This window comes from Copranaerobaculum intestinale (genome assembly GCF_009831105.1).
In the GTDB taxonomy this organism is placed as follows: domain Bacteria; phylum Bacillota_I; class Bacilli_A; order Erysipelotrichales; family Erysipelotrichaceae; genus Copranaerobaculum; species Copranaerobaculum intestinale.
Map to the genome: position 1 here is coordinate 630,121 of NZ_WUUQ01000001.1, position 23,002 is coordinate 653,122.

24 protein-coding genes and 1 tRNA gene are annotated in these 23,002 nt (G+C 40.6%); 22 read left to right on the forward strand and 3 right to left on the reverse strand.

All coding sequences use genetic code 11. The features are described from left to right. Positions 1–396 precede the first annotated feature (396 nt). From GSF08_RS03135 to GSF08_RS03155, 7 genes are all read left to right on the forward strand, one after another. Positions 397–597, forward strand: a complete 201-nt coding sequence (locus GSF08_RS03135; protein ID WP_160624370.1) for a cold-shock protein — start codon at positions 397–399, stop codon at positions 595–597. Between the two features lie 225 nt (positions 598–822). Then, positions 823–1,206, forward strand: coding sequence for a hypothetical protein (locus GSF08_RS11485; protein ID WP_249805825.1), 384 nt, complete (start codon positions 823–825; stop codon positions 1,204–1,206). Between the two features lie 14 nt (positions 1,207–1,220). Beyond that, entirely contained in the window at positions 1,221–1,952 is a 732-nt protein-coding gene (locus GSF08_RS11490) for a PDC sensor domain-containing protein (protein WP_249805827.1), read from the forward strand. Next, complete coding sequence (locus GSF08_RS11495; protein WP_347337981.1) at positions 1,922–2,392, forward strand: GGDEF domain-containing protein; 471 nt, start codon at positions 1,922–1,924, stop codon at positions 2,390–2,392. Before GSF08_RS11490 ends, GSF08_RS11495 begins: the two co-directional genes overlap by 31 nt. Then, on the forward strand, positions 2,385–3,656 hold the full coding sequence (locus tag GSF08_RS03145; protein WP_160624371.1) for a GGDEF domain-containing protein: 1,272 nt from the start codon (positions 2,385–2,387) through the stop codon (positions 3,654–3,656). Before GSF08_RS11495 ends, GSF08_RS03145 begins: the two co-directional genes overlap by 8 nt. Before the next feature lie 128 nt (positions 3,657–3,784). Beyond that, entirely contained in the window at positions 3,785–4,144 is a 360-nt protein-coding gene (locus GSF08_RS03150) for a DUF6483 family protein (protein WP_283809451.1), read from the forward strand. A gap of 116 nt (positions 4,145–4,260) precedes the next feature. After that, positions 4,261–4,608, forward strand: coding sequence for a hypothetical protein (locus tag GSF08_RS03155; protein ID WP_160624373.1), 348 nt, complete (start codon positions 4,261–4,263; stop codon positions 4,606–4,608). 39 nt (positions 4,609–4,647) lie between these two features. Here the strand turns inward: GSF08_RS03155 and GSF08_RS03160 are convergent, their stop codons facing one another. Continuing rightward, complete coding sequence (locus tag GSF08_RS03160; protein WP_160624374.1) at positions 4,648–5,649, reverse strand: aspartate-semialdehyde dehydrogenase; 1,002 nt, start codon at positions 5,647–5,649, stop codon at positions 4,648–4,650. A 246-nt stretch (positions 5,650–5,895) separates the two neighbouring features. Here GSF08_RS03160 and GSF08_RS03165 point away from each other — a divergent pair, with 246 nt between their 5' ends. From GSF08_RS03165 to GSF08_RS03180, 4 genes are all read left to right on the forward strand, one after another. Next, the gene (locus tag GSF08_RS03165) at positions 5,896–6,330 is read left to right on the forward strand and encodes an ACT domain-containing protein (RefSeq protein WP_160624375.1); all 435 of its coding nucleotides are present in this window, start codon (positions 5,896–5,898) and stop codon (positions 6,328–6,330) included. A gap of 91 nt (positions 6,331–6,421) precedes the next feature. Beyond that, the gene (locus GSF08_RS03170) at positions 6,422–7,147 is read left to right on the forward strand and encodes a TIGR01906 family membrane protein (RefSeq protein WP_160624376.1); all 726 of its coding nucleotides are present in this window, start codon (positions 6,422–6,424) and stop codon (positions 7,145–7,147) included. Beyond that, positions 7,144–7,701 (forward strand): Maf family protein, encoded by a 558-nt coding sequence (locus tag GSF08_RS03175; protein WP_249805829.1) that lies wholly within the window; start codon positions 7,144–7,146, stop codon positions 7,699–7,701. Before GSF08_RS03170 ends, GSF08_RS03175 begins: the two co-directional genes overlap by 4 nt. Positions 7,702–7,710: 9 nt before the next feature. Then, positions 7,711–7,784: transfer RNA gene (locus tag GSF08_RS03180), tRNA-Thr, on the forward strand. 313 nt (positions 7,785–8,097) lie between these two features. On the opposite strand, the gene GSF08_RS11500 is transcribed toward GSF08_RS03180, so the two are convergent. Beyond that, positions 8,098–8,259: a hypothetical protein gene (locus GSF08_RS11500; protein ID WP_249805831.1), complete on the reverse strand. Its 162-nt coding sequence runs from the start codon at positions 8,257–8,259 to the stop codon at positions 8,098–8,100. 126 nt (positions 8,260–8,385) lie between these two features. Between GSF08_RS11500 and GSF08_RS03185 the strand changes: the two genes are divergently transcribed. The 9 genes from GSF08_RS03185 to GSF08_RS03225 all read left to right on the forward strand — a co-directional run bounded on the left by GSF08_RS03185 (position 8,386) and on the right by GSF08_RS03225 (position 19,042). Then, complete coding sequence (locus GSF08_RS03185) at positions 8,386–9,156, forward strand: HAD-IIB family hydrolase (protein ID WP_160624377.1); 771 nt, start codon at positions 8,386–8,388, stop codon at positions 9,154–9,156. Between the two features lie 83 nt (positions 9,157–9,239). After that, entirely contained in the window at positions 9,240–10,616 is a 1,377-nt protein-coding gene (cdaA, locus tag GSF08_RS03190) for a diadenylate cyclase CdaA (protein ID WP_160624378.1), read from the forward strand. After that, the gene (locus GSF08_RS03195; protein ID WP_160624379.1) at positions 10,616–11,989 is read left to right on the forward strand and encodes a CdaR family protein; all 1,374 of its coding nucleotides are present in this window, start codon (positions 10,616–10,618) and stop codon (positions 11,987–11,989) included. The genes cdaA and GSF08_RS03195 overlap by 1 nt, the downstream gene beginning before the upstream one ends. A gap of 17 nt (positions 11,990–12,006) precedes the next feature. Further along, positions 12,007–13,341 carry a phosphoglucosamine mutase gene (glmM, locus tag GSF08_RS03200; RefSeq protein ID WP_160624380.1) on the forward strand — a complete coding sequence of 445 codons (1,335 nt, stop codon included), beginning with the start codon at positions 12,007–12,009 and terminating at the stop codon, positions 13,339–13,341. Between the two features lie 55 nt (positions 13,342–13,396). Beyond that, on the forward strand, positions 13,397–14,056 hold the full coding sequence (locus tag GSF08_RS03205) for a response regulator transcription factor (protein ID WP_160624381.1): 660 nt from the start codon (positions 13,397–13,399) through the stop codon (positions 14,054–14,056). Then, on the forward strand, positions 14,056–15,417 hold the full coding sequence (locus tag GSF08_RS03210) for a HAMP domain-containing sensor histidine kinase (protein WP_160624382.1): 1,362 nt from the start codon (positions 14,056–14,058) through the stop codon (positions 15,415–15,417). The genes GSF08_RS03205 and GSF08_RS03210 overlap by 1 nt, the downstream gene beginning before the upstream one ends. Positions 15,418–15,526: 109 nt before the next feature. Beyond that, complete coding sequence (locus tag GSF08_RS03215; protein WP_160624383.1) at positions 15,527–16,258, forward strand: alpha/beta fold hydrolase; 732 nt, start codon at positions 15,527–15,529, stop codon at positions 16,256–16,258. Continuing rightward, a complete protein-coding gene (locus tag GSF08_RS03220; RefSeq protein ID WP_160624384.1) occupies positions 16,251–17,825 on the forward strand; it encodes a UDP-N-acetylmuramoyl-tripeptide--D-alanyl-D-alanine ligase in 1,575 nt (524 codons plus the stop codon). The genes GSF08_RS03215 and GSF08_RS03220 overlap by 8 nt, the downstream gene beginning before the upstream one ends. 56 nt (positions 17,826–17,881) lie before the next feature. Next, complete coding sequence (locus GSF08_RS03225) at positions 17,882–19,042, forward strand: D-alanine--D-alanine ligase family protein (protein WP_160624385.1); 1,161 nt, start codon at positions 17,882–17,884, stop codon at positions 19,040–19,042. A 132-nt stretch (positions 19,043–19,174) separates the two neighbouring features. Here the strand turns inward: GSF08_RS03225 and GSF08_RS03230 are convergent, their stop codons facing one another. After that, a complete protein-coding gene (locus GSF08_RS03230) occupies positions 19,175–19,630 on the reverse strand; it encodes an HD domain-containing protein (protein ID WP_160624386.1) in 456 nt (151 codons plus the stop codon). A gap of 122 nt (positions 19,631–19,752) precedes the next feature. Between GSF08_RS03230 and GSF08_RS03235 the strand changes: the two genes are divergently transcribed. Further along, positions 19,753–21,198, forward strand: coding sequence for a leucine-rich repeat domain-containing protein (locus GSF08_RS03235; RefSeq protein WP_160624387.1), 1,446 nt, complete (start codon positions 19,753–19,755; stop codon positions 21,196–21,198). Positions 21,199–21,554: 356 nt separating this feature from the next. Further along, positions 21,555–22,958, forward strand: a complete 1,404-nt coding sequence (locus tag GSF08_RS03240; protein ID WP_160624388.1) for a DEAD/DEAH box helicase — start codon at positions 21,555–21,557, stop codon at positions 22,956–22,958. Positions 22,959–23,002: the final 44 nt, after the last annotated feature.

Consider the following 23,002-nt stretch of genomic DNA (forward strand, 5'->3'; position numbering starts at 1 on the left):
TAGAACACTTTTAGAACAATTTTTAGTGAAAAATAAAAATATGATAGAAAAAACTATAATTTATATGTTTTTAAATGGTCTAAATTAGCTAAAATCATCAATATTTTGTATTTTTTTAATTCTCTTCTGCTGCACCATTTGTTAAATAAGCCCTATTCAAAGGAATTTTTTAATGTTTGCTGAAAAAAAGACGAAATGATCTGTAAATTAAAGTAACCGATTAAATTGTTTGACACATATCCTTGTTCATGGTATAGTTAATCACAGATAACAAGCAATATAACTATGATTCACATGATATGTAAATTGTAATTATGTCTCAAGGCTAACAATCTTACATTTATGTGATTTTTTATTTCTTGAGTGCTTCTTATTTATAATAAGGAGGTACTATACATGAGTACAGGTAAAGTTAAATGGTTTAATGCAGACAAAGGTTTCGGTTTTATTACAAGTGAAGCAGGGAAAGACATTTTCGTTCACTATTCAGCAATTCAGACCGGCGGTTTCCGTTCTTTAGAAGAAGGACAGAATGTAAGCTTTGAGATTACAGACAGTGACCGCGGTCCTCAAGCTTCTAACGTAACGATCGACTAAATAAAAATTCTGAAATCCATAAAAGGACAGTGAGGAAAGGATCAATGCCTATACTTGTTAGGGCTTGATCCTTTTTTTGTTTGTATTTTCTGAAATCAATCGAATTGAAGGTTGTATTGATGAATGGTTATGTTAGAATATAGCTAATAAATAACGGTGTATTTTAGAAAACGCATAAAGCAAAACAGATAATATTTATGTTGTTGAAAATGAGGGGTATTAGCAATGGACAAAGGGAAATCATCAAAACCGCAATATAAAAATGACCTTTTATTCACAGCCGTGCGTAAAAGATTCTTTTTGCTTGCTTTGATCTGCATTTTGCTGATAACCTCGGGCGGCATTTATTTAAGTACCAGATCAATGCAGCAGTCCGCGAAAAATGCTTATCAGAGTGTATCCTCGCTGATTTCACAAAAAATTGATGAATCCTTGAAGCTGCTGACATCGCTATCATCACTTCCTGAGTTTTATGATCCGCAGATACCATGGGAAGAAAAAGTAGCCAAATTGGATAAGATCAACGAACAATACGGTTATATGTTCATTTGTTATATGGATGAAGATATACAGGTATATACACTGGGTGAAAAGAGCCTGCGAGCTTAGCAAGCCGCGAGCATATGCAGAAGCTGTACGCTACCAGAAGCAATGTTGTTACAGACAGCTTTGTTGCCGGTGCAGACGGCGTTACTCTGAACTACACAGTGGCAGTTCCGCTTTTGATGAATGGTGAGATGACCGGTGGTTTGTTCTGTTCGATCTATTTTGATGAAATTATTCATTTATTGAATCAAGCAATGTCCTCAGACGGGGTAGAAGCCGTTTTAATCGGTTCAAAGGGGCAGATTATGTCCTCGACAAATGGGTTAAGTTATGGTGCGGATTACATGGATATTCTGCGAGATACAACGATATTTCAACTAACGACTGATCAGCTTGAATCTTTGCTGTTAAGCCGGAAATCAGGTTCATTTACCAGTATGAATAGCGGCAACATTCAACATACCTCCTTTGGACCGATCAAGCGGACGAATTGGGATGTATTGGTTACGGCTGATTTCTTATCTGCTTTGCTGCCGATCGTACCTGAAATCATACTTATGAATGTGGCTATGCTTCTGTTTCTGGTATTGCTTTATTTGTATACTGTAAAACAGATGAAGAAACAGGCAGAAGCAAATAATTCCCTTTTAATGACATTTCATGATCTTGAAAAGAAACTATTTCATAGTGATGAAGTCGAGCAAATTGATTATGAGAATATCCTGCAAATGTCGAGCAAGGGTCTGAAGGATGAGTTAACCGGTCTTTCAACAAGAACATTTTTCTTAACCAAGCAAATAAATTATTAAGCTCAGATGATGAGGATACATTGATTACACTTTGCTTTGTGGATTTGGACGATTTGAAAATATTAAATGATACATATGGACATAGCGTAGGTGATATCGCATTAAAACAGGTCGGTATAATTCTGCGTGAGTATGAAAAACGGTATGACGGATTTTCCGGCAGATACGGCGGTGATGAATTTATTCTGATCCTTCGTGATATTGACGATCTTGCGGAATTGCATTCGATCCTGCAGGAGCTTGTTCAGCGCTTTCATTTTTCAGTAACGTGGAAAGATCAGGATATAAGCATACATTGCAGTATCGGAGCATGCTCATGGGATAGAAAAGCATCCTTAGATACTCTGATCGCCAATGCTGACAAAGCACTTTATGATGTGAAACGACACGGAAAAGGCTGTTATTCGCTTTATCTGAACGGAGAACAGGAGTATGAATAGGAAGACAAAGGTCTTGTTCATCGGTCTCGCCATCCTGATTTTGGTATTATCGATGTTTTTTAAAAATATGGCAGTGCGGACTTTAGAGGATCAGCATCGCCAGCAAGCAAAAACGATGGGAACGATATTTGCAAGTAAGCTAAAAGAAAATTTCAATCATATGAATTATGCCGCATTTGCTGAGCTTAATCTGGGAGATTCAGGAGATATTCAGGCCTTTGAAACAATCAGTCAGCGTTTATTGTCAAAGCATGATGAGATTGTTTATCTTGCATATTTTAGACATGATGCTTTGGAAAATATTCAGCCCCAGACATATGATGCATTAAAAGGTAAAAAGTTAAGTGAATTTCCGTATAGTCATACATTAGCTAAAGTGATAAAAGATAAAGTTATCGAAGGACCGGAAGCTCTGCCTTCGTATGACGGAAAGGTATTTTACTTTATTTACCCGATCATGGATGCAGGAAATGAATATCAGGGTGAAATCGTAGCAGCTTTGGATCAAAACAAGGTCATGAAACGCCTGCAGTTAAAGATGCTTGAGGAAGCAGATTATGATTATGAATTATGGCGGGTAGATGAACTGGGACAGAACAAGACGGTGATCGCAGTGTCAGATAAAACCGTAGATTTTTCTGATGCGGTTAAACTGGAATTTCGTTTGCCGGCAAAATGGAGCATTAGTTTACTGCCAAAAGAAAAGTGGGTATCCGATTTCACAAATATCACGATCACTGTTGGCTGTATGATAAGCGGCATTGTAATATACGGCTTGATCTGGCTTCTGTATTTGTTGAATAAAAAGAATAAGGACTTGAAACGTGAACGGTTTACCGATCCCGAAAGCGGTCTGCTGAATTTAGAAGGATTTCGCTATTATGCGAACCGAGAAATGGATAAGAATGATTCTTTTTTGAAGCTGGTATATATTAGAATGACAAACTTTTATGAAGTATCTATGAAGGTATCGAATACCCAGAAAAAAGAATATCTGACTCATGTATCTCAAAGTATTACAGAATGTTTTCAAAAAGGTACGCTTGCAGCGAGATTAAACGAAGAAATCATAATTATTGCCTTATTTCAGGAAGCTGGCAATAATATTGATGAATTTATTTTACAAATGATTTGGAAATTGCATGTTCATGGGAAAAAGGAATTCATCCTACCTTCTTATTGTTGTGTATGTAAGCCAGAGGATGGATCAAATGTTGATGAGCTGCTGGAGACAGCTGAAAAGCAGTTTCACCAGGATAAATAAGAGATCATGCGCAGTCTGATAGGCTGTTAAAGTATTTTTTTTGATTCGTCAAATTCGCTGATTCACAGCATATATATAATAAAGATTCGTAACAATCAGCTTAAAGAAAGTAGGAATTTTACATGTCGATGTTTGAGAAGGATTGGATCATGCGTCAGATCAAAGACTTGACAAAAATGATCGCGATCGGAGTACTGCATAAGGCTGGTCCTGAATATGAAATAGTGGATGAACAAAACCTTAGTGAGTCAGATAAGCTTCATTTGCAGCTGATGAAACTGCTTGAAAGCAATCGCGTAAAGGATGCGATGCAGCTGCTTCAGGATTCCATTACCAACACAGATCTGGATCATTTGAAGGTTGCTATGGATTTTTATGACCGCCTCAGCGCCCTCAGTGACGAAAAGCGGCTAGCTGCCGGTATTTCCATATCGGATATTCAGGCTGGTCTGGACGCGGTTACCAGCTGTTATGGTATTTATTTATGAGTCTGATTGTGTTAACATAACAGAATAATCACGTAACTTTGGACAAAAATACCATAATTTTGCGGCATTGTTGCGTGATAATAGAAACGTTATCGAATGATAGGAAGGAAAGAAACATGAACAAGAAAAAAGTATCAGTTCCCGTTATTACCCTTTATGTGTTAGCCGTTATTTTTCTGCTGATCGGAGCTTTTTCCGTTTGGCACAGTTATGAGTACATTAGTGGTCTTGTAACGACAAACGGATTTTCAATCTCGGATAACATGAAGGACGTGTGCAAATATTATTTTACCGAATGTTCCTCTTATTTTGCATATGCATTTCTGTTGTATACCGGTGGTGTAATTATTGACCGTTTAAACAATCTTGCGCATCCGATGAAAGAGGCGGTTGAGCTGGAAATGGAAGCAAGACCACAGGAAAACGAGGAAGTTGAAGAGGTAGAAGCAGAAATCGTAGAATAAATATGGTAATAAAAATTGTCCGTGACGGACAATTTTTGTTTATAGAAATGTTTCCGCAATCTGTACCGCATTGGTAGCTGCTCCTTTGCGGATTTGATCGCCGCAGCACCAAAGAGAAAGTCCATGTTTATCCGTGCTGATATCTTCTCGGATGCGGCCAACATAGATCAAGTCCTGATTTTGACTTTCCAGCGGCATCGGATATCGGGCATTTATCGGATCATCGACAAGCTTGATGCCTGGTGCATTTATCAACAATTCTTTGGCTGTTGAAACATCAATCGGTTCATCAAATTCCACCGTGATTGACTCCGCATGAGAACGCATGGTTGGGACTCTTACACAGGTACAGTTGACGGCCAGATTTGGAGCGTTTAATATTTTTCTTCCCTCATTCTGCATTTTCATTTCTTCACTGCTGTATCCCTTATCATTAAAATCACCAATCTGCGGGATCAAGTTGTATGCTATTTGATATGGAAAATATTTAGTTTGGATCGGTTTATGATCAGCCAGTGCCTGCATCTGATCATTGAGCTCTTTCATTCCGCCGATTCCAGCGCCGGATACTGCTTGATAGGTAGAAACGATCATCCGCGTGATGTGTGCATAGCGATGAAGCGGGGCAAGTGCCACCAATGCGATTATGGTCGCACAGTTAGGATTTGCGATGATTCCTTGATGATGCTTAATGGCTTCTTTGTTTACTTCCGGAATAATCAGCGGTACTGACGGATCTAATCGATAAGCACTGCTGTTGTCAATGACGATCGCTCCCGCTTTAACGGCATAGGGGATAAAGAAACCAGCTACATCGTTTTCTGCGGCACAAAGTACCAAATCGACTCCCTTAAATGATTGCGGAGTCGCTTCCTGAATGACAAAATTCTGTCCGTTTACACTTACTTCCTTGCCCGCGCTTCGACAGCTTGCCAAAAGGGTGAGCTTACGGTAGGGGAATTTTCGTTCCAGCAGCATCTCCAGCATGGTCTGGCCTACCGCTCCGGTAGCACCTAATATCGCAATATGAATGGATTTCATAGGCTTTCCTCCTCATTTATGTTTGATACTGTATTATATGTGAGCCGCTAAGCTTATGACACGCCTTGCAGCGATTTTAAGGGATGCTCAAGAATACTGGATAACGTAGGATTAAATACTTTCGTTATGGACGATATTAACTATATGTGGTAAAATTTAAAACTGAAGAATAGTTGTTTTTTATTAGGAAAAAGGTAAGACATCAATCTAATAGAATGGATGTTTGATGATAAAGGAGGTATCGTTATGGAAAAGTATTTGATAGTAGAATCCAGTATTCTGCCGGAGGTCTATGAAAAAGTTGTAGAAGCACGGAATTTGCTTCAGGAAGGTGAAGTTAAACAGATTTCCGAAGCAGTCAAGCGAGTTGGCATAAGCCGCGGTACCTATTACAAATATAAAGATTATGTATTTCTTCCCTCACAGAATTTCATGGGAAGAAAAGCGGTAATTTCATTTACGCTGATGCATAAAAAAGGCATTCTGTCCGAAGTTCTCAATGAGCTTTCCAGTATGAATGCCAATATCCTGACAATTAATCAAAATATACCGATCCACGATCGGGCTAATGTCGTGATTTCTATGGATATGAGTGATATGGATATCATGATGGATCAGGTAATTAAGCAGCTGGCAAATTTAAATGGGGTATATAATATGCAGCTTGAGGCGATTGAATAAAGGGAGCGAATCAAATGATTCGTTCTGTTTTTATGTTGGTAAAGAAAAACGACTTGTGTTATGATAGGTCTGCTTATTAGGAAGTGATGATATGCAGCGAATAAAAAAATTTATAGCCGTGGCAGTAGCTGTTTCTGTGATTGCGATATTATTGATAACCAGTGTCGATATCAATGCGTTTAATCGTGGTTTCTTTGAAGATGAATATGCCGCAATGAATACCGCGGAGCATATCGGCATGAGTCAAAAGGATCTAATGCGTGCCACCAATACATTGCTTGATTATTTGCAGGATGACCGTGATGATATTCTGGTAAAAGCTCAGGTATATGGAGAAACACGAGAAGTTTTCAATAAGCGAGAAAGCGATCATATGATCGATGTAAAAGATCTTTATCAAAATGTGCGGAAAGTACGACTGGCTGCTGTGATTGTGTTGATCATTGGAATAGCGGTGCTGCTATGGAAACGGCAGGAAGGGCTGTTGGGATCGCTGGCTTATCGGTTCATGCAGGTTTCTTTAGCTTTTTTGGTTATTATCGGCATGCTTTGTATATGGGCATTGATTGATTTTTACTCTTTTTGGACGAGTTTCCATGAGCTGTTTTTCACCAATGATCTATGGCTGCTGAATCCCGCTACGGATATCATGATTCAGATGTTTCCGCAGGATTTCTTTTTCCACATGGTCATGCGAATCGTGATCGGCTTCACAGTTCCGTTTGCGGCATTGTTTGGAGGCAGTTTGTTATATGTAAAGCATTGGATAAGGAAAGAACCGAAGATCACAGATTGTACGGAGGCGAGCGAATCATGAAACGTGTTATCCTGGCGAGTAATTCACCGCGTCGCAGGGAATTATTGGCAAGAATGGATATTCCTTTTACCGCAAAGGGAGTACAAACAGAAGAATTTATCAATACGAGTTTACCGCTGGGCAAAGCCATTGAAGAAATAGCCCGACAAAAAGCACTGGCCGTTAAGGAATCTTTTCCGGAAGATATCATCGTCGGCGCTGATACCATTGTATGCATTGACGGTGAAGTATTGGGCAAACCACGTGATAAACAGCAGGCATTTGAAATGCTGAAACGACTTTCCGGTCGCACGCATCAGGTAATTACCGGGGTTGCAGTTTTGTATCCACAGGAAGAAATCACCTTTCATCAGCACACTGATGTCACATTTTATTCACTTCATGATGATGAAATTTGGGAATATATTGATACCAATGAACCGATGGATAAGGCTGGTGCCTATGGAATTCAGGGAAAAGGTGCTTTTTTAGTTGAAAAAATTGTCGGAGACTATTATAATGTAATGGGTTTGCCGATGGCAAGTCTCTATCGGGTTCTGAAAGAACACGGTTAAGACCCGAACGCCGACATAGTATAATGGTAATACAGAGCAATGGTAATGCTCAGCTCGCAGTTCAATTCTGCGTGTCGGCACCATAAATAAAGTAACCCCTCTAAGTAAAGGGGTTTTTTATTGTTTTAATGTGTAAAAAAACAAAAAAGACGAATATTCATCATATTTCATACATACTGTTTATCAAATCTGCATGACAGCAATGTAAGAAATGACGATTTTGATTTATTATATGGATTCATAAATGATGCTTCTTTGCTTGTTGAAAAATGATATCTTTTTGCGCTTTCGTCATATCATATGGTCTGTTGATACATGATGGTTTAAGATGATAAAAGGATATAAGAAAAGCCGCTTTTTCAGCGGCTTTTCTGCTCAGAATATTACATCGGTAAACTACTGAGCCTTGTAGTAACAGTTTTTCTGCTGTGACGGTGGGAATCTTTTGCCTTTTTCCACGTCGATGTCTTCATTCAGAAGTTTGCCCTTTTCGTCATATAAACTGTATTTGTCAGTCTGTTCACAGTTCTGACCCGGACGGTATTTCTTTTCAGCCATGAATAACACCTCCTGATACTATTGTGGTTATCTGATAGTTTGGTATTCCAGTAATTTATGGAAATGAGTTTTGTTATTGAAAGAACTTTGTTAAAATAGAGAAGATTGATTTCGTGGAGGTGCAGGATGAAAATTTTCGCAAGTGATTATGATGGAACGCTCCGTATTGGTCAGGATGTGAGTGAAGAAAATAAAAGGATGATACAGAAATGGCGGGATGCCGGCAATCTGTTTGTCATAGTAACTGGACGCAGTATGGAGTCGATCCTATCTGAGATTGAACGAAATACATTATCCTGTGATTATATCATCGGGAATAATGGCGGGGTCATATATGATTGGGAAGGAAATCTGCTTCAGGAGACAGTTATGGATTTTGAGCGGGCTTTAAAGGTATTGGAATATATCAAGACCGTGCGCTGCTTTTCCTATGTGATCAATGACGGTTTTCATCGAGCTAAGGTGGTTGTGGATGCTTCTCGGCCGGATCGTAAATACGGCATGATCAAGGCTACAAAATCAGTGGAGGAAGTATTGGCAAATCGAAAGATTGCTCAGTTTGTACTCTCTTTAGATAATATGGAATTGGCGAAACAGACTGCCCAAATCATCAATGAGCGTTACGCAGATACAGTATGTGCCTATGTGAATGTGGACTGCATCGATGTAGTACCCAATTGTATCAGTAAGGCAAAGGGCATTCAATTCCTTCAGGAGTATGTTAAGGCAGCGAAAGATGAGATCTTTGTCATCGGTGATTCCTATAATGATTTGCCGATGATTGAAGCCTATCATGGTTTTACTCTTAATCACGCAGAAGCAATCATTCAAAAACAGGCATCCGACAGCTTTGAAAGTGTTGCCGCCGCGATTGGCAGCCTGCTTGATAAAAATTAAGATCGCTGGTAATTTCCAATGGAAAATAATAAGGCTTGCATACAGTTTTATGCTATAATGTAAAATGCGAAAGGAGTGTTCTTATGCTTGATTATTTCACATATAACAATTTTATAGCACTCTTGCGGCTGTTAGCCGATATCGGCTGTGTTTGGGTCGTTATTTATTATTGTATCAAGATTGTTAAAAACAACTCTCGTACCATTCAGATTTTTAAGGGAATTCTGCTGATTTTTATCATCCATGCACTTGCGGTATTCTTGGGTCTGAAAACGGTGCGTTATATTTCAGATTTATTTGTTAAATGGGGGTTTCTGGCAATTATCATCGTATTCCAGCCGGAAATTCGCGCGTTATTGGAGAAACTCGGTAAGACCAGTATTTTCTCTAAAATTACAACGCTTACGGTCAATGAACGGGAGAAACTGGTTGATGAACTGGTAAAAGCGTGCTCTGAGATGTCAAAAAGTAAGACCGGTGCACTGATTTCTTTGGAACAGGGTCATTCCCTGGCCGATTATATTAAAACCGGTACTCCGATGAATTCCGTTGTCACCTCTGAACTGCTCTGTTCGATTTTTATGGTAGGTACTCCGCTCCACGATGGTGCTGTGATTATTCAGGGGGTTAAGATTGCCTGCGCGGCTGCTTATTTCCCGCCGACCACGATTGATTTTCCTTCCAGCTATGGTGCACGTCATCGGGCCGCGGTGGGAATTTCGGAAATAACCGATTCGGTAACGATCGTTGTTTCGGAAGAAACCGGTAATATCTCTATTGCCGAAGGCGGTAAGCTGACCGTAGTAAGTGAAAAGAGCCTGCGTGAATATCTGCTGATGGTAATCTGTCAAACACAGAATGAAATAGTTTCTCATAAGATTAAACGGGAAAGCGATTTAGAAAATCCGAATAATCTGCTGATCGATACCGATTCACCGGATCATAAAGCGAATTCCTTTATTGCTCATTTCCGCGGTAAAAACAAAAAGGATAAACCAAATGAAGCAGTAAAAAATTCTCGGTTCAAACGGACGAAAAAGACGGTGGATGCGCCGGAGCCGGAGCCGATTTTGGATCAGGCAGCGGCAGCAGAGCCGCGGACAGAGGATAAACTGGAATCTATGTTTGAAGAGGTTGTAAAGGATGCAGAGGAAACGATGCAGGAGCTTCCAAAAGCTGAAGCAAATCCTGATACTGAACAACCAAATATGAAAAAAGCCGCAGCGAAAAAAGCGGATTCAGATAAAGCAGAAGCGAAACCGGCGAAAAAACGGGCTGCTGGAACGAAGAAAACCGCTGCAGCGAAAAAAACAAAAACAGTGAAGAAAAAAACGGATCAGCTGGATATGGATGAGATGATCGAAGCAGAGACGATTTCATATAAGACGTCTAAAACTGCGAAAAAGAAAACACCGAAGAAAAAAGCTGAAAAAGATAATTCCGAAGGGAGTGAATCCTGATGGCAAGAAAGAAAAAGACCGAGCTGAGCCGGGAAGGGAAAACTGAACTGGCTAAGTCAATCGCAGAAAAAGGACAAAAATTCACTCGAACCTATGCCAATGTGGAAAATACGGTTGCGAAATTCTTCCGCTGGATATCCACTTGGGTCGATAAAATATTATTTAATCAGAAGCATGGTAAAGCAGTTGCGCTGGTTTTAGCGGTGCTGCTGTATATGGTGGTAAATGCCGGTGATGATTCCAGCAATATCTTTGCGACCAATAAGAGCACTACGACCATTGATAATATTCCGGTATCGACAGTGGTTAGTAATGAGGTATATGAAGTGAGCGGACTGCCGGAATCGGTCAGTGCGGTAGTAGTCGGTGAATTAAGCGATATTCAGCTGCTGAACTCACAGAAAAACTTTCAGGTCGTGGCTGATTTGAGTGAATTTACCGAAGGAACCCATGAGGTAACCTTAAAGCCGGTGAACTTTTCACCGCGGGTAAAAGTAACATTGAATCCGAGTACCGCAATGGTAACGATCAAGCGAAAGACCAGCAAGGTATTTACTCTGGGCTATGATTTCGTCAATACGGATAAGATGGATAAAATATACTCATTGGGCAAGCCGGAATTTGAACAGGGTGAAGTCATTGTGCACGCCTCACAGGAAACGGTTGATAAAATCGCATTTGTGAAAGCGCTGATTGATGTATCCGGAGTTACGAAAACGTTTGAGACAGAAGCGGAAATTGTAGCTTATGATCAGAATGGAAACCGTATCGATGTCGATATCCTGCCAAGCAAAATGAAGGCCAAAGTAGAAGTTACCACACCAACCAAGGATGTGCCGATCACAGTAGTTCCGGTTGGCAAGGTTCCAAATGGGAAAGCGATAGAATCCTATACGCTGGATCATGATTCAGTTACCCTGTACGGTCCAAAAGAAGTGCTGGATGAGATTTCCGAGCTGCAGATACAACTGCCGGCCAGCACGTTGAACGGTGATAAGACCGTACCGATGCCGATCATTTTGCCAACCGGCGTCACCAAAGCTTCCATTCAGCGAGTGAACATCGAAGTGAAGCTGGCAGATCGAGAGGAAACCACGATTAAGAATATTCCGATCGCCTTCAAAAATAACAAGAAGGGATTCCAGGTCGCTACGGAAAACAAGGAAGATGCTTATGCGGATGTTATCGTGTCCGGGGCGAAAAAAGTGCTTGATAAGTTAAAAGCAGAGGATATCAGCGTTTATTTTGATTTAAGTAAAGTTACCCAGCCGGGAACGCAGGAAGTTCCGCTGCTCGTCTCGGGTAAAAATAAATTAGTAAGCTATTCGTTATCAAAATCAAGCATCAAGATTAAACTGGTATTACCTGACTAGTAAAGGAGACTGACAATATGGGTAAATATTTTGGTACAGACGGCGTGCGCGGCAGAGCGAATGACAATTTAACGCTGGATATGGCGGTTGCCATCGGAAAGTATATCGGAAGTTATTTCGGACAGGATCGTCATGCCCGCATCCTGATCGGAAAGGATACGCGTCTTTCCGGCAGTATGTTTGAAATGGGGCTGGCAGCCGGTGCTACTTCTGCCGGCGCAAATGTCTATCTGCTGGGTGTATGTCCTACTCCGAGTATTTCATATTTGGTACAAAAAGAACGCTTTGACTGCGGAGTAATGATTTCCGCCAGTCATAATCCGTACTATGACAACGGAATTAAGCTTTTCAACCATGAAGGCAAGAAAATGCCGGAAGAAATACTGCTGGGAATCGAATCCTATATGGATGGTGAAGGCGATGTGGAACTGGCGATCAATGATGCGCTCGGTTCAGTGATTCGTTGGGAAGACGGCTTGGAGCTGTATATCAGTTATTTAAAAGCGTGTGTCGATATAGATTTATCCGGCATGAATATCGCATTGGATCTTTCGAATGGTTCAGCGACTGCTACTGCGGTTGAAACATTGAAGGATCTGGGGGCAAATCTGAAAGTGATCCACGCACAGCCGGATGGTGTCAATATCAATACCGACTGCGGATCTACGCATCCAGAGAGTTTACAGGAGCTGATGTGCAGCGGACATTATGATGCGGGTTTTGCCTTTGACGGTGATGCAGATCGTTTAATTGCCGTAAATGAGAATGGAGAATTGATCACCGGCGATCATACTCTGTATATCTGCGGCTGCCACATGCATAAAAACGGCACCCTAAAGGATAATAAGGTCGTGACGACAGTTATGTCCAACCTGGGATTATACCGTGCCTTCGATCGTGCTTCAATCAGTTATGAGCAAACGGCAGTCGGTGATAAATATGTGTATGAGTGCATGGAGAAGAATGACTATTCTATCGGCGGTGAACAATCAGGACATGTGATTTTCAACGCCTATGAAAATACCGGTGATGGTTTATTTACGGCATTGATGCTTTTAAAAGTAATGCGGGAAACCGGTAAGAAATTAAGTGAATTAACAGAAGATCTGTTTATCTATCCTCAATTGCTGATCAATGTTAAAGTAAATGATAAGCATCGTGCGCTGGAAAACGAAGAATTATTGGAACAGGTTGATCTGGTAAGCAAGGAACTGGGTGACGAAGGCCGTATTTTGGTGCGTCCAAGCGGTACAGAGCCATTGGTTCGGGTCATGGTCGAAGCCAAGACAGATGAATTGTGTGATTTATATGTAAACCGTGTAGTAAATTTTATAAAAACAAAGGGACTTTAAGAAAGTCCTTTTTTTTTCAAATCATTTGGGCTAAAATAAGCATAGAGGTGAGCTTATGAAAAAAGTTATCTGCGTTGTAGAAGATGAAAAGAACCTGAATGATCTAGTCAGTCAGTATTTAAGAAAAGAGGGTTATGAGGTTCGTTCCTACTATACGTATGAAGAAGCCAACGCCCATGTTACAGATGATGATGTGCATCTGTGGATTTTGGATATCATGCTGGATGATAAAAGCGGCTTTGATCTGATCGAAGCAATTAAATATTCGGGTAAAGAGATTCCGGTTATCTTTATGTCTGCCCGGGATAAAGAATTTGATCGCATCATTGGTCTGGAAAAGGGCAGTGATGACTATATCACCAAACCGTTTTCGCCAAAGGAATTGGTACTGCGGGTAAACAATGTTATGAAGCGTACGTATAAAACGGAAAATAAGCGGGTTCTGATCGATGGTTATGAACTGGATGAAGAACAGCGCAAAATTTTTGATAACAATGCGGAAATTGATTTAACGACGAAAGAATTTGATTTGTTGATGATGTTTATCAAAAATAAAGGAATTGCCTTCAGTCGTGAAAAGATTTTGGAGAATGTCTGGGAAGAGAACTATTTCGGCAGTGACCGCGTTGTGGACGATACACTCAGAAGACTGCGTAAGAAGCTTCCTAAACTGAATATTCATACGATTTACGGTTACGGATACCGTTTAGGATAATGCGTAAATTTCAAACATGGGTAAAACAGCTGTCTTTATCCCAGCAGCTGTTTGCCCTTATTTTCTTCTTTGTGACATTCTTCTGTGTGTTTTTCTTTGTGTATTTGAATGGCAATATCAATAAAGTAATTGAATCACAGATGTTTTCAACGATTGATCGCACGCAGAAAGAGATAATTTCACGGCTGAAAGATGAGCAGCTCGCGGTCAATGACCTGGATCGGCTCATTCAGGATCCTTATCTTTCACATATGATCATTGTACAAACGGACAAGCAGATCAATTCCATTATTGACCGCAGCGACCGTAAGCTGCAGTTAGATACGGGATTATCAAAGGACATTATTACAAAAGTAAAGGAAATGAAGGGTGACAGCCAAGAGTTTTCCTATCATGGTAACAGTGTCACAACGTATTATAAAGCGGTGAAGGTGTTCAGCTCAAAGGGGCAGTCGCTTACCTTGGTAACAGCGATTGATTCAGCCTACATGGAAGGCTTCCGAACAACACTTGTAAGCAGTGTAATCAACGTTACCGTAGTGGTAGTCGGACTGTTTTTTATCATTTTGATGGTATGGATGGCAACCATGATTCATCCCTTGAATCAGATCCGAAATTACATAGAAAAGATCAAGACCGGAGAAGATGCGGACTTGAAAATTACACGGCGGGACGAGATCGGCGAGCTGGCTGATGCGCTGATGAGCATGCGTCAGGAACTAAAACGTCAAGAAAAAACCAAGGAAGAAATGATTCACAATATATCTCACGATCTGAAAACGCCGATCGCTACGATCAAATCATATGGAGAAAGCATCAAGGACGGTATTTATCCGTATGATACGCTGGAAAAGAGCGTTGATGTTATCATCGACAATGCAGATCGTCTGGAAAAGAAAGTACATTCCTTACTGTTTTTGAATCGCGTTGAATATCTGATATCGCAGGATAATAACGGAGCGATTACCGACATGCATCAGGTCATTGAAACCGTAGTGCTGGCTACGAAGGCAATCCGCTCTGATATTGATATCATTACTGAGCTCGATGATGATATTTTCTTTGAAGGCCTAGAGGAATCCTGGCGGGTAACCGTTGAAAATATATTGGAAAATGCACTGCGCTATGCGAAAACGAATATAACGATACGGCTTCACGAATCGGAATTAACGATCAGCAATGATGGTCCTTCCATGAGTGATGATCGTTTAAAGGTACTGTTTAAGCCATATGAAAAAGGGCAAGGCGGACAGTTTGGTCTGGGCTTATCCATCGTAGCGAAGGTCGTTCATGCCAATGGCTTTGAGGTAGCAGGTGAAAATACCAGCGATGGTGTGATTTTCAGGATCTATAAAAAATAAACAGATGAAAGCACAATGCCATTTTGTTAAGACATTGGGTGAACATCTGTTTTTCTTTATGTCTAAAAGCTTACATTTCTACATATACATGATATGTAGGAGGATTTCTATGCTTATAACGGTAAAGGGACAAACTGTCAATGTGGAGACGGCAGGAAGCGGACAGAGTGTTGTACTGCTTCATGGATGGGGTCAGAATATGGAAATGATGCGGCCCATTTTTGATCATATGAAAGAATGGTTTCAAGTGATTATGATGGATCTTCCCGGTTTTGGGGAAAGTGAGGAACCGGATACCGCATGGTCGATACAGGATTATGCGGATTTTTTATCGGAAGTTTTGGATGTATATGAAGCAGAGAATCCGATTTTAATCGCTCATTCATTTGGAGTCAGGATCGCTTTTCGCTACGCGCTCAATCATTCTGTGCATAAGATGATATTAACTGGTGCAGCAGGTATTCGTCCGCATCACAGCATGGAGTATTATGGAAAGGTATATTGGTATAAAATAAAAAAACATCTGGGTCTTATTAAGGGAAACGAGGGAAGCCGAGATTTTCAAGATGCCTCATCAATCATGCGGCAGATTCTTGTAAAATGTGTCAATGAGGATATTACTCCGATGTTATCCTCGATTCACACAGAAACTTTATTGGTATGGGGCACGCTGGATGAACAGACACCGCTCTGGATGGGAAAAAAGCTTGCGAAAAAGATGCCGAATGCGGCGCTGGCCATTTTCGATGGGGATGATCATTTTGCATACTTTCATCAAATGAACCGTTTCCTGAGGGTATTGGATTGTTTTCTGGTAAGGGAGCGTACGGATTATGAGTAAGGTGATTTTGTTTGTAAGCATCTATTGCTTTGAATTGGTTTCCATCAAGCACGCGCTGCATATTCTTCAGCAAAATCGCTATAATTTAAGACGTTATATAGACTGGTGCGCAAAGCGCATAAAATCATCGAACGTATCATTTGCTTTGATGATCTGGTTTATTCCTTGTCTGGGTATTGCCATGATGAATCGAACATCTATTATGATGACCTTAATGACCTTGCTGATGCTGGTTTACAGCTATGTGCTGTATCAGGCAGACCATCGCCATACCGCGATTCTGCCGTTGGTATGGACAGCACGAATAAAACGATTGTCGCTTATGATGAGCCTGCTTACATGGGGCTGGCTGTACTTGCTTTACCGATTGCTCGGTATTCGAGCCTTCATCTGTCTTGCCTGTTTGCAGTTCTTCTCGCCATGGCTTTTGATTCTGCCCTCCCAATGGCTGATGATGCCGATTGAACAGGGTATCCGCAAGTGGTATGTCCGTGATGCCAAACGAATCATGCAAAAATATTCAAATCAGATGCGCATCGGCATCACCGGCAGCTATGGCAAAACATCAGTGAAAAATATTATGTATCATGTATTGAGTGAACAATTCTATTGTTTTAAAACACCAAAGTCCTATAACAACCTTATGGGTATTACCCGATCGATCCGAGAACAGCTCAAGCCGGTTCATCAGGCCTTTATCTGTGAAATGGGAGCTGATCATATTCATGAGATAACAAGGCTGGCAGAATTTGTGAAGCCGCGCATCGGTGTAGTCAGTGCGGTGGGGCCTCAACATCTTCAGACATTTCATTCGATTGATAATATCTTACAGGAGAAAATGCAGCTGATTGAACATCTTCCCAAAGACGGTCTGGGTGTAATCAATATGGATAATGATTATATCCGAAATTATGAAATTAAGAATACCTGTAAAATTATTCGCTATGGTATTCATCAAAAGGATGCAGATCTGCGGGCTTATAATATTATAAGCGATGCCGGGGGAACCACCTTTCAGGTAGATGCAAGCGGGGAGTCCTATACCTTTCACACAATCTTACTGGGAGAACATAATGTTCTTAATATCTTGGCTTCACTGGCGGTCGGCTGGTATATGAATATTCCGTGGAAGGCGATGCAGCAAGCGGTGGAACGCGTACCGTTCATCGAACATCGATTAGAGCTGAATCATCAATATCCGTTTACGATGATTGACAATTCTTATAATTCCAACCCAGTTTCTGCACGTCTGGCACTTGGTGTATTGGCGCAGATGCCCGGGAGGCATATTCTGATAACGCCTGGTTTTATCGACTTGGGAAGTGTGGAAAATGAAGAAAACCGACAATTTGGCGAGGTGATACCGCAGTATGCGGATGAGGTCATTTTGGTCGGTGAACAGCAAACGCGCTATATCTATAAGGGGCTGCTTCGAACGGAGATGGATCAAAGCAGAATACATGTTGTCAAAATGACAAAGGATGCGCTTGCCTTATGCCGAAAGATCGCTGCACCCAGTGATACCGTTTTGATTGAGAATGATCTGCCGGACGCCTTTAATCATTAACATAAATATCCTAGGCGCATACACTAAAATGAAACATGCGTAAAGGAGCGGGTTTAATGAAAATTCGTGTAGCAGTTATTTTTGGAGGACGATCCGTTGAACATGAAATCAGTATTTTGTCAGCACAGCAGGTCATGTTGGCCTTAGATCCCTCAAAATATGAAATAGTACCGCTTTATATTGCCAAAAGCGGCTTGATGTACAGTGATCGCAGCCTTTGTGAGTTGAATACCTTTAAGGATATGGAGAAGCTTGATCATGATCTCGATCCGGTGCAGCTGATTCGAAACGGCAGTCAATATGAAATACGCTTCATTCGCCGCACATGGAAACATAAAGCAATACCGGTCGATCTGGCATTTCCGGTAATTCACGGCACCAACGGGGAGGATGGAACCCTGCAGGGTTATCTGGAGCTATTGGGTATACCATATTGTGGATGTCGGGTGCTGGGAGCGGCGATCGGCCAGGATAAAACGATCATGAAACAAATTCTTGATCGGCAGAATATCCCAACTCCACCGTGGTTCTATGTGACTGCCTATGAATTGTTGGATGATAATATTTTGAAGAAATGCAATGAATTGGGATATCCACTGATTCTAAAGCCGGCTTGTCTGGGAAGCTCAGTAGGCATTCAGATCGTCAAAGAGGAAAAAAACATGCTTTCTGCCCTGCGCCAGGTATTCCAATATGATGAAAAAGCAGTTGTGGAAAAACTGATTGAGCCGATGCGGGAAGTAAACTGTTCGGTATTGGGAGACCTTTCTAGGGCAGAGTCATCAGAAATTGAAGAAGTGATGAAATCCAGTGAGATTTTGAGTTATCAGGATAAATATGAAGGAGAATCAAAAAGTAAGGGCATGGCAAGCGCCGCGCGTAAAATGCCTGCGGATCTTCCTAAGGATATGTATGAGGAAGTAAAACGACTGGCATTAAAAACCTTTCATGCCCTTCATGCATCCGGTGTATGCCGCATTGATTTTCTGATTGATGATGTAAATGATCAAGTATATGTCAATGAGATCAATACCATCCCCGGTTCGCTGTCCTTTTATTTATGGGAAGCAATAGGTATTGGTTTTAGAGAACTGCTTGATAAAATCATTCAGCTGGCTTTTGATCATATGCGGCGAAGTGAACAGCGCATTTACTCCTATGATACAAATCTGTTGGCGAATTATCATGAAGGTGGATTAAAAGGAATCAAGAAATAATTGTAAAAATCCTATTATCAAAAATGGTATGAATATGTAATCGTTTTGTTGGCTGATCAACTTTCCGAGTTCATTTTTATCATAATGATAACAGGATTTTTTTAGTAAAGAATACCGCATTACAGCATTTAGCTATTGTATATCCTTCAACAGAAGCAGCAGCCGTTTTTGATCAGACGGCGAAATCGGATCTTTGGGATTATAGAAGTAATGATCTAATACATCACTGTTTTTCAAAAGTTCATCATACACATCGTGGATGTGTTCTTTATCACTATGATGAGCGATTGCACTTGTAATGATCGAAATTTCATCGGCAGTAAATAACTGGGTATGATTGAGAATTTCTAAAGACAGCTCTGCCCCTCGTACGGCGTGATCGGCACTATTCTCAAGGTATCTGGCAATATCGTGAAGCATACCGGATACCGCCGCAATTTCCGGATCGAGGTTTTCCTTCATAGCCAGAAACGCTGCCCATTTTGATACGCCGTATAAATGGATATAGGCGAATTTCTGCTCCTCCGCGGATGGTATCCGCTGTAGAATACGGTCTGTTTGAACCCGAATATATTCTAATCGATCCATATTGTTTCTCCTTTTTTACATTTTATCACCGGGTTGGGAAAATGTATAGAACTCCGGCTTGAATCACTCGCGAAATAAAGCGAGAAGGCGTATAATGAACATAGAGAACGGGAGGGAGAATTATGCTGATCAAGGATGAAGCATTACTGGAAGCGCTGCATAACTATCTTCATAAACACGAGGATGAGGAAATAACCGTGGATGACCTGGTTCAGCTGACATCGTTCAGTGCCCGTAAGGCGGATATCCATGACTTGTCTGGCTTGGAGCATGCAATCAATTTAACCTATCTTGACTTAACCGGTAACTATATAAATTCACTGGACGTTTTATCCTCGATGGAACAGTTATCCTATTTAAATGTATCAAAAAATCAGATACGAGAGTTATGGCCGATTAGTCAGCTGCGGGAGTTAAAGCGGCTCGATCTTTCCAACAATAATTTGTATATGATGGATTTAACTGCCATATCACGACTGGATAATCTGGAAGAATTGAATTTAGATCGCGCCAAGATCAACAGCATTGAACCGCTTGAGGGGATGAAGCGGCTGCGGGTGCTTCATTTGGGAGTAGCTGGTCAGGCACCTAGTATTTATCCATTGGCTACCCTGCCTTCGCTGGAAGTGCTGACGATGAATCATATGTGGATGTATGATATCAATGATCTTACGTATCTTAGCAATTTAAAGCATCTGGAGCTTTCGACCAATTTATTCAGTGATCTTTCGCCGTTAAAAACGATGAAGCATCTTCAGGTACTGGATTTATCAAATAATGAATATCTGCGTGATGTCAGTGTGCTTAGCGAATTGACTGAGCTGAAGGACTTGAATCTTTCCTACGATCCGGTTGATGATTTCGGATTTTTGAAAGATTTGGATCAGCTGAGCGCACTTCGCCTGGCCCAGACTGGTCTTCGTGATGTTTCGGTTCTGGAACACCTGTTGCATTTGGAAAAATTGGATTTGTCTGATAATCATATTCATCATATAGAAAGATTATCCGATTTACGAGAATTGATTTATTTCAAAGCCAGCAACTGTCAGCTTCATACGATAGATTTTCTGAAGCATGCGGGGAAGCTGGAAGAGCTCAGCCTTTATAATAATATGATCAAAGATATCGATATTTTGAATCATTGCAATGGTTTGACCACGCTTGATGTCAGTAATAACAATATCCGCCGTATTGACGCGTTGAAAGAGCAGTACAATCTGGAGTGTCTGCTGCTTGCCAATAACAGTATCCGCGATATAGAACCATTGAAAAACCTGACCAATCTTGGCGTTCTCGACCTGTATAATAATGTCGTGGAGGATTTGCATCCATTATCAAACTTAGTGAACTTGATTCGATTGCGTCTGGATCATAACAGTATTATTGACTTACAGCCGCTGGATAAGCTTATCTATTTGAGCAGTCTGTCTTTGAAAGCGAATTATATCATTGATGTCTCGCCATTAAAGAAGCTCACGTCGCTGTATGAGCTGCGTTTAGATGATAATCCGATCATGGATATCAGTGTTCTGGAGGATCTGGAATATTACGATAAATTTAGCAGCTAATGCTTGTGAACCCTACATGAAATTATTTTTGATGCAGGGTTTCTTTTATAGGATTTGATACAATAGGCAGAAAGGAGATTGCATGAAGCGGTATATGCTTTAAGAGAAGGCATGAAAGTGATCGATGTAATGAAATATCAATATGGATCGCAGGATGTGTCTGTCAGTCTGTTAAACAATCGTGCATTATCTTCGTAAGGATGTTTTTCTGATGATGTATGAATTAGAAGGAAAATTGGATAATCTGCATATATTGTGATATAATGTTAAAACTGACTTAATATTATGCAGGAGAAGCGATACTTTAAGTTATACCATGTATCGCTTTTTCATTGTTTAAGTAGAAAAGGAAAATCATGAAATTTAATAAATTAGACATTATCGAGCCTTTATTAAGGGCTGTGAAAGAACAAGGCTATGAAGATGCGACGCCTATTCAGGAAAAGGCAATTCCTCAAGCACTTCAAGGAAAAGATATTTTAGGTTGTGCACAAACCGGAACCGGGAAAACCGCGGCTTTTTCAATTCCTACGATTCAGCAGCTGTATCAGGCAGGAAAGCGGGATTATATCCGCGCATTAATCTTAACCCCCACTCGAGAACTGGCAATTCAGATTCAGGAAAATATGTGCGCGTATGCAAAGTATACCGAAATTAAGAGTGCGGTCATTTTTGGCGGCGTTTCACAGAAACCACAGGAACGAGCAATCCAAAATGGTGTGGATATCGTAATTGCGACACCGGGACGTTTGAATGATTTAATAAAACAAAGCATTATTGATTTATCACATATCGAAATTTTTATATTAGATGAAGCCGATCGGATGTTAGATATGGGTTTTTTGAACGATGTAAAGAAAATTATCGCCCAAATTCCTGTAAAAAAGCAAACTTTATTTTTCAGTGCAACGATGCCGAAGGAAATTCGCACCCTTGTACATACGCTTCTTGTTGATCCGGTTAGTGTGGAAGTCACACCTGTTTCCAGCACGGCAAAGCAAATTGATCAAACCCTATATTATGTAGATAAAGCGAACAAGAAGCATTTATTGTTGGATATTCTGGAACATAATGATGTCCAGAATGCCCTTATCTTTACCAGAACGAAGCACAATGCGAATCGGTTAGGAAAGTTTTTAATCAACCACAATATAAAAGCCGGGGTGATCCATGGTAATAAGTCACAGAATGCCCGTCAAATTGCCTTAACCCAATTTAAAGAGGGTAAAATCAGAATATTGGTCGCAACGGATATTGCTGCAAGGGGCATTGATGTCAGTGAATTAAGCCATGTTTTTAATTACGACATGCCGAATGAGGCAGAAGCATATGTGCATCGCATCGGAAGAACCGGGCGGGCAGGAAAGACCGGCACTTCTATTTCCTTCAGTGATATCGATGAAATCGATTATGTGAAAAGTATTCAGAAATTAATTGACTGTGATATCCCAGTGAACCGCGAACATGCTTATCCGATGCTTGTGACAACACCTACTCCAAAGAAAAAACAGGGGCAAGGTAGAAATACCAGTCCAAAACAGGGGAAACAGTCTAATAAATCAAAGAATTCAAAATCATCAGATACTGGTGTTACAAAAAAATCCTATAACAATAATAAGCAGACTCCATCAAAATCTAAGCAATTTGGTAAGGATACAAAAGCAAATGACAGCAAAAAACGTGATAGCTCATCGCATGCTTATCAAGATAAAAAACGAAATTCCGCAAGCTCCTCAATTTATGCAATGCGAGGCAAGTAATCGGATGAACATGTTTCTCTGGTTCTAAAATAATATAATAAAAA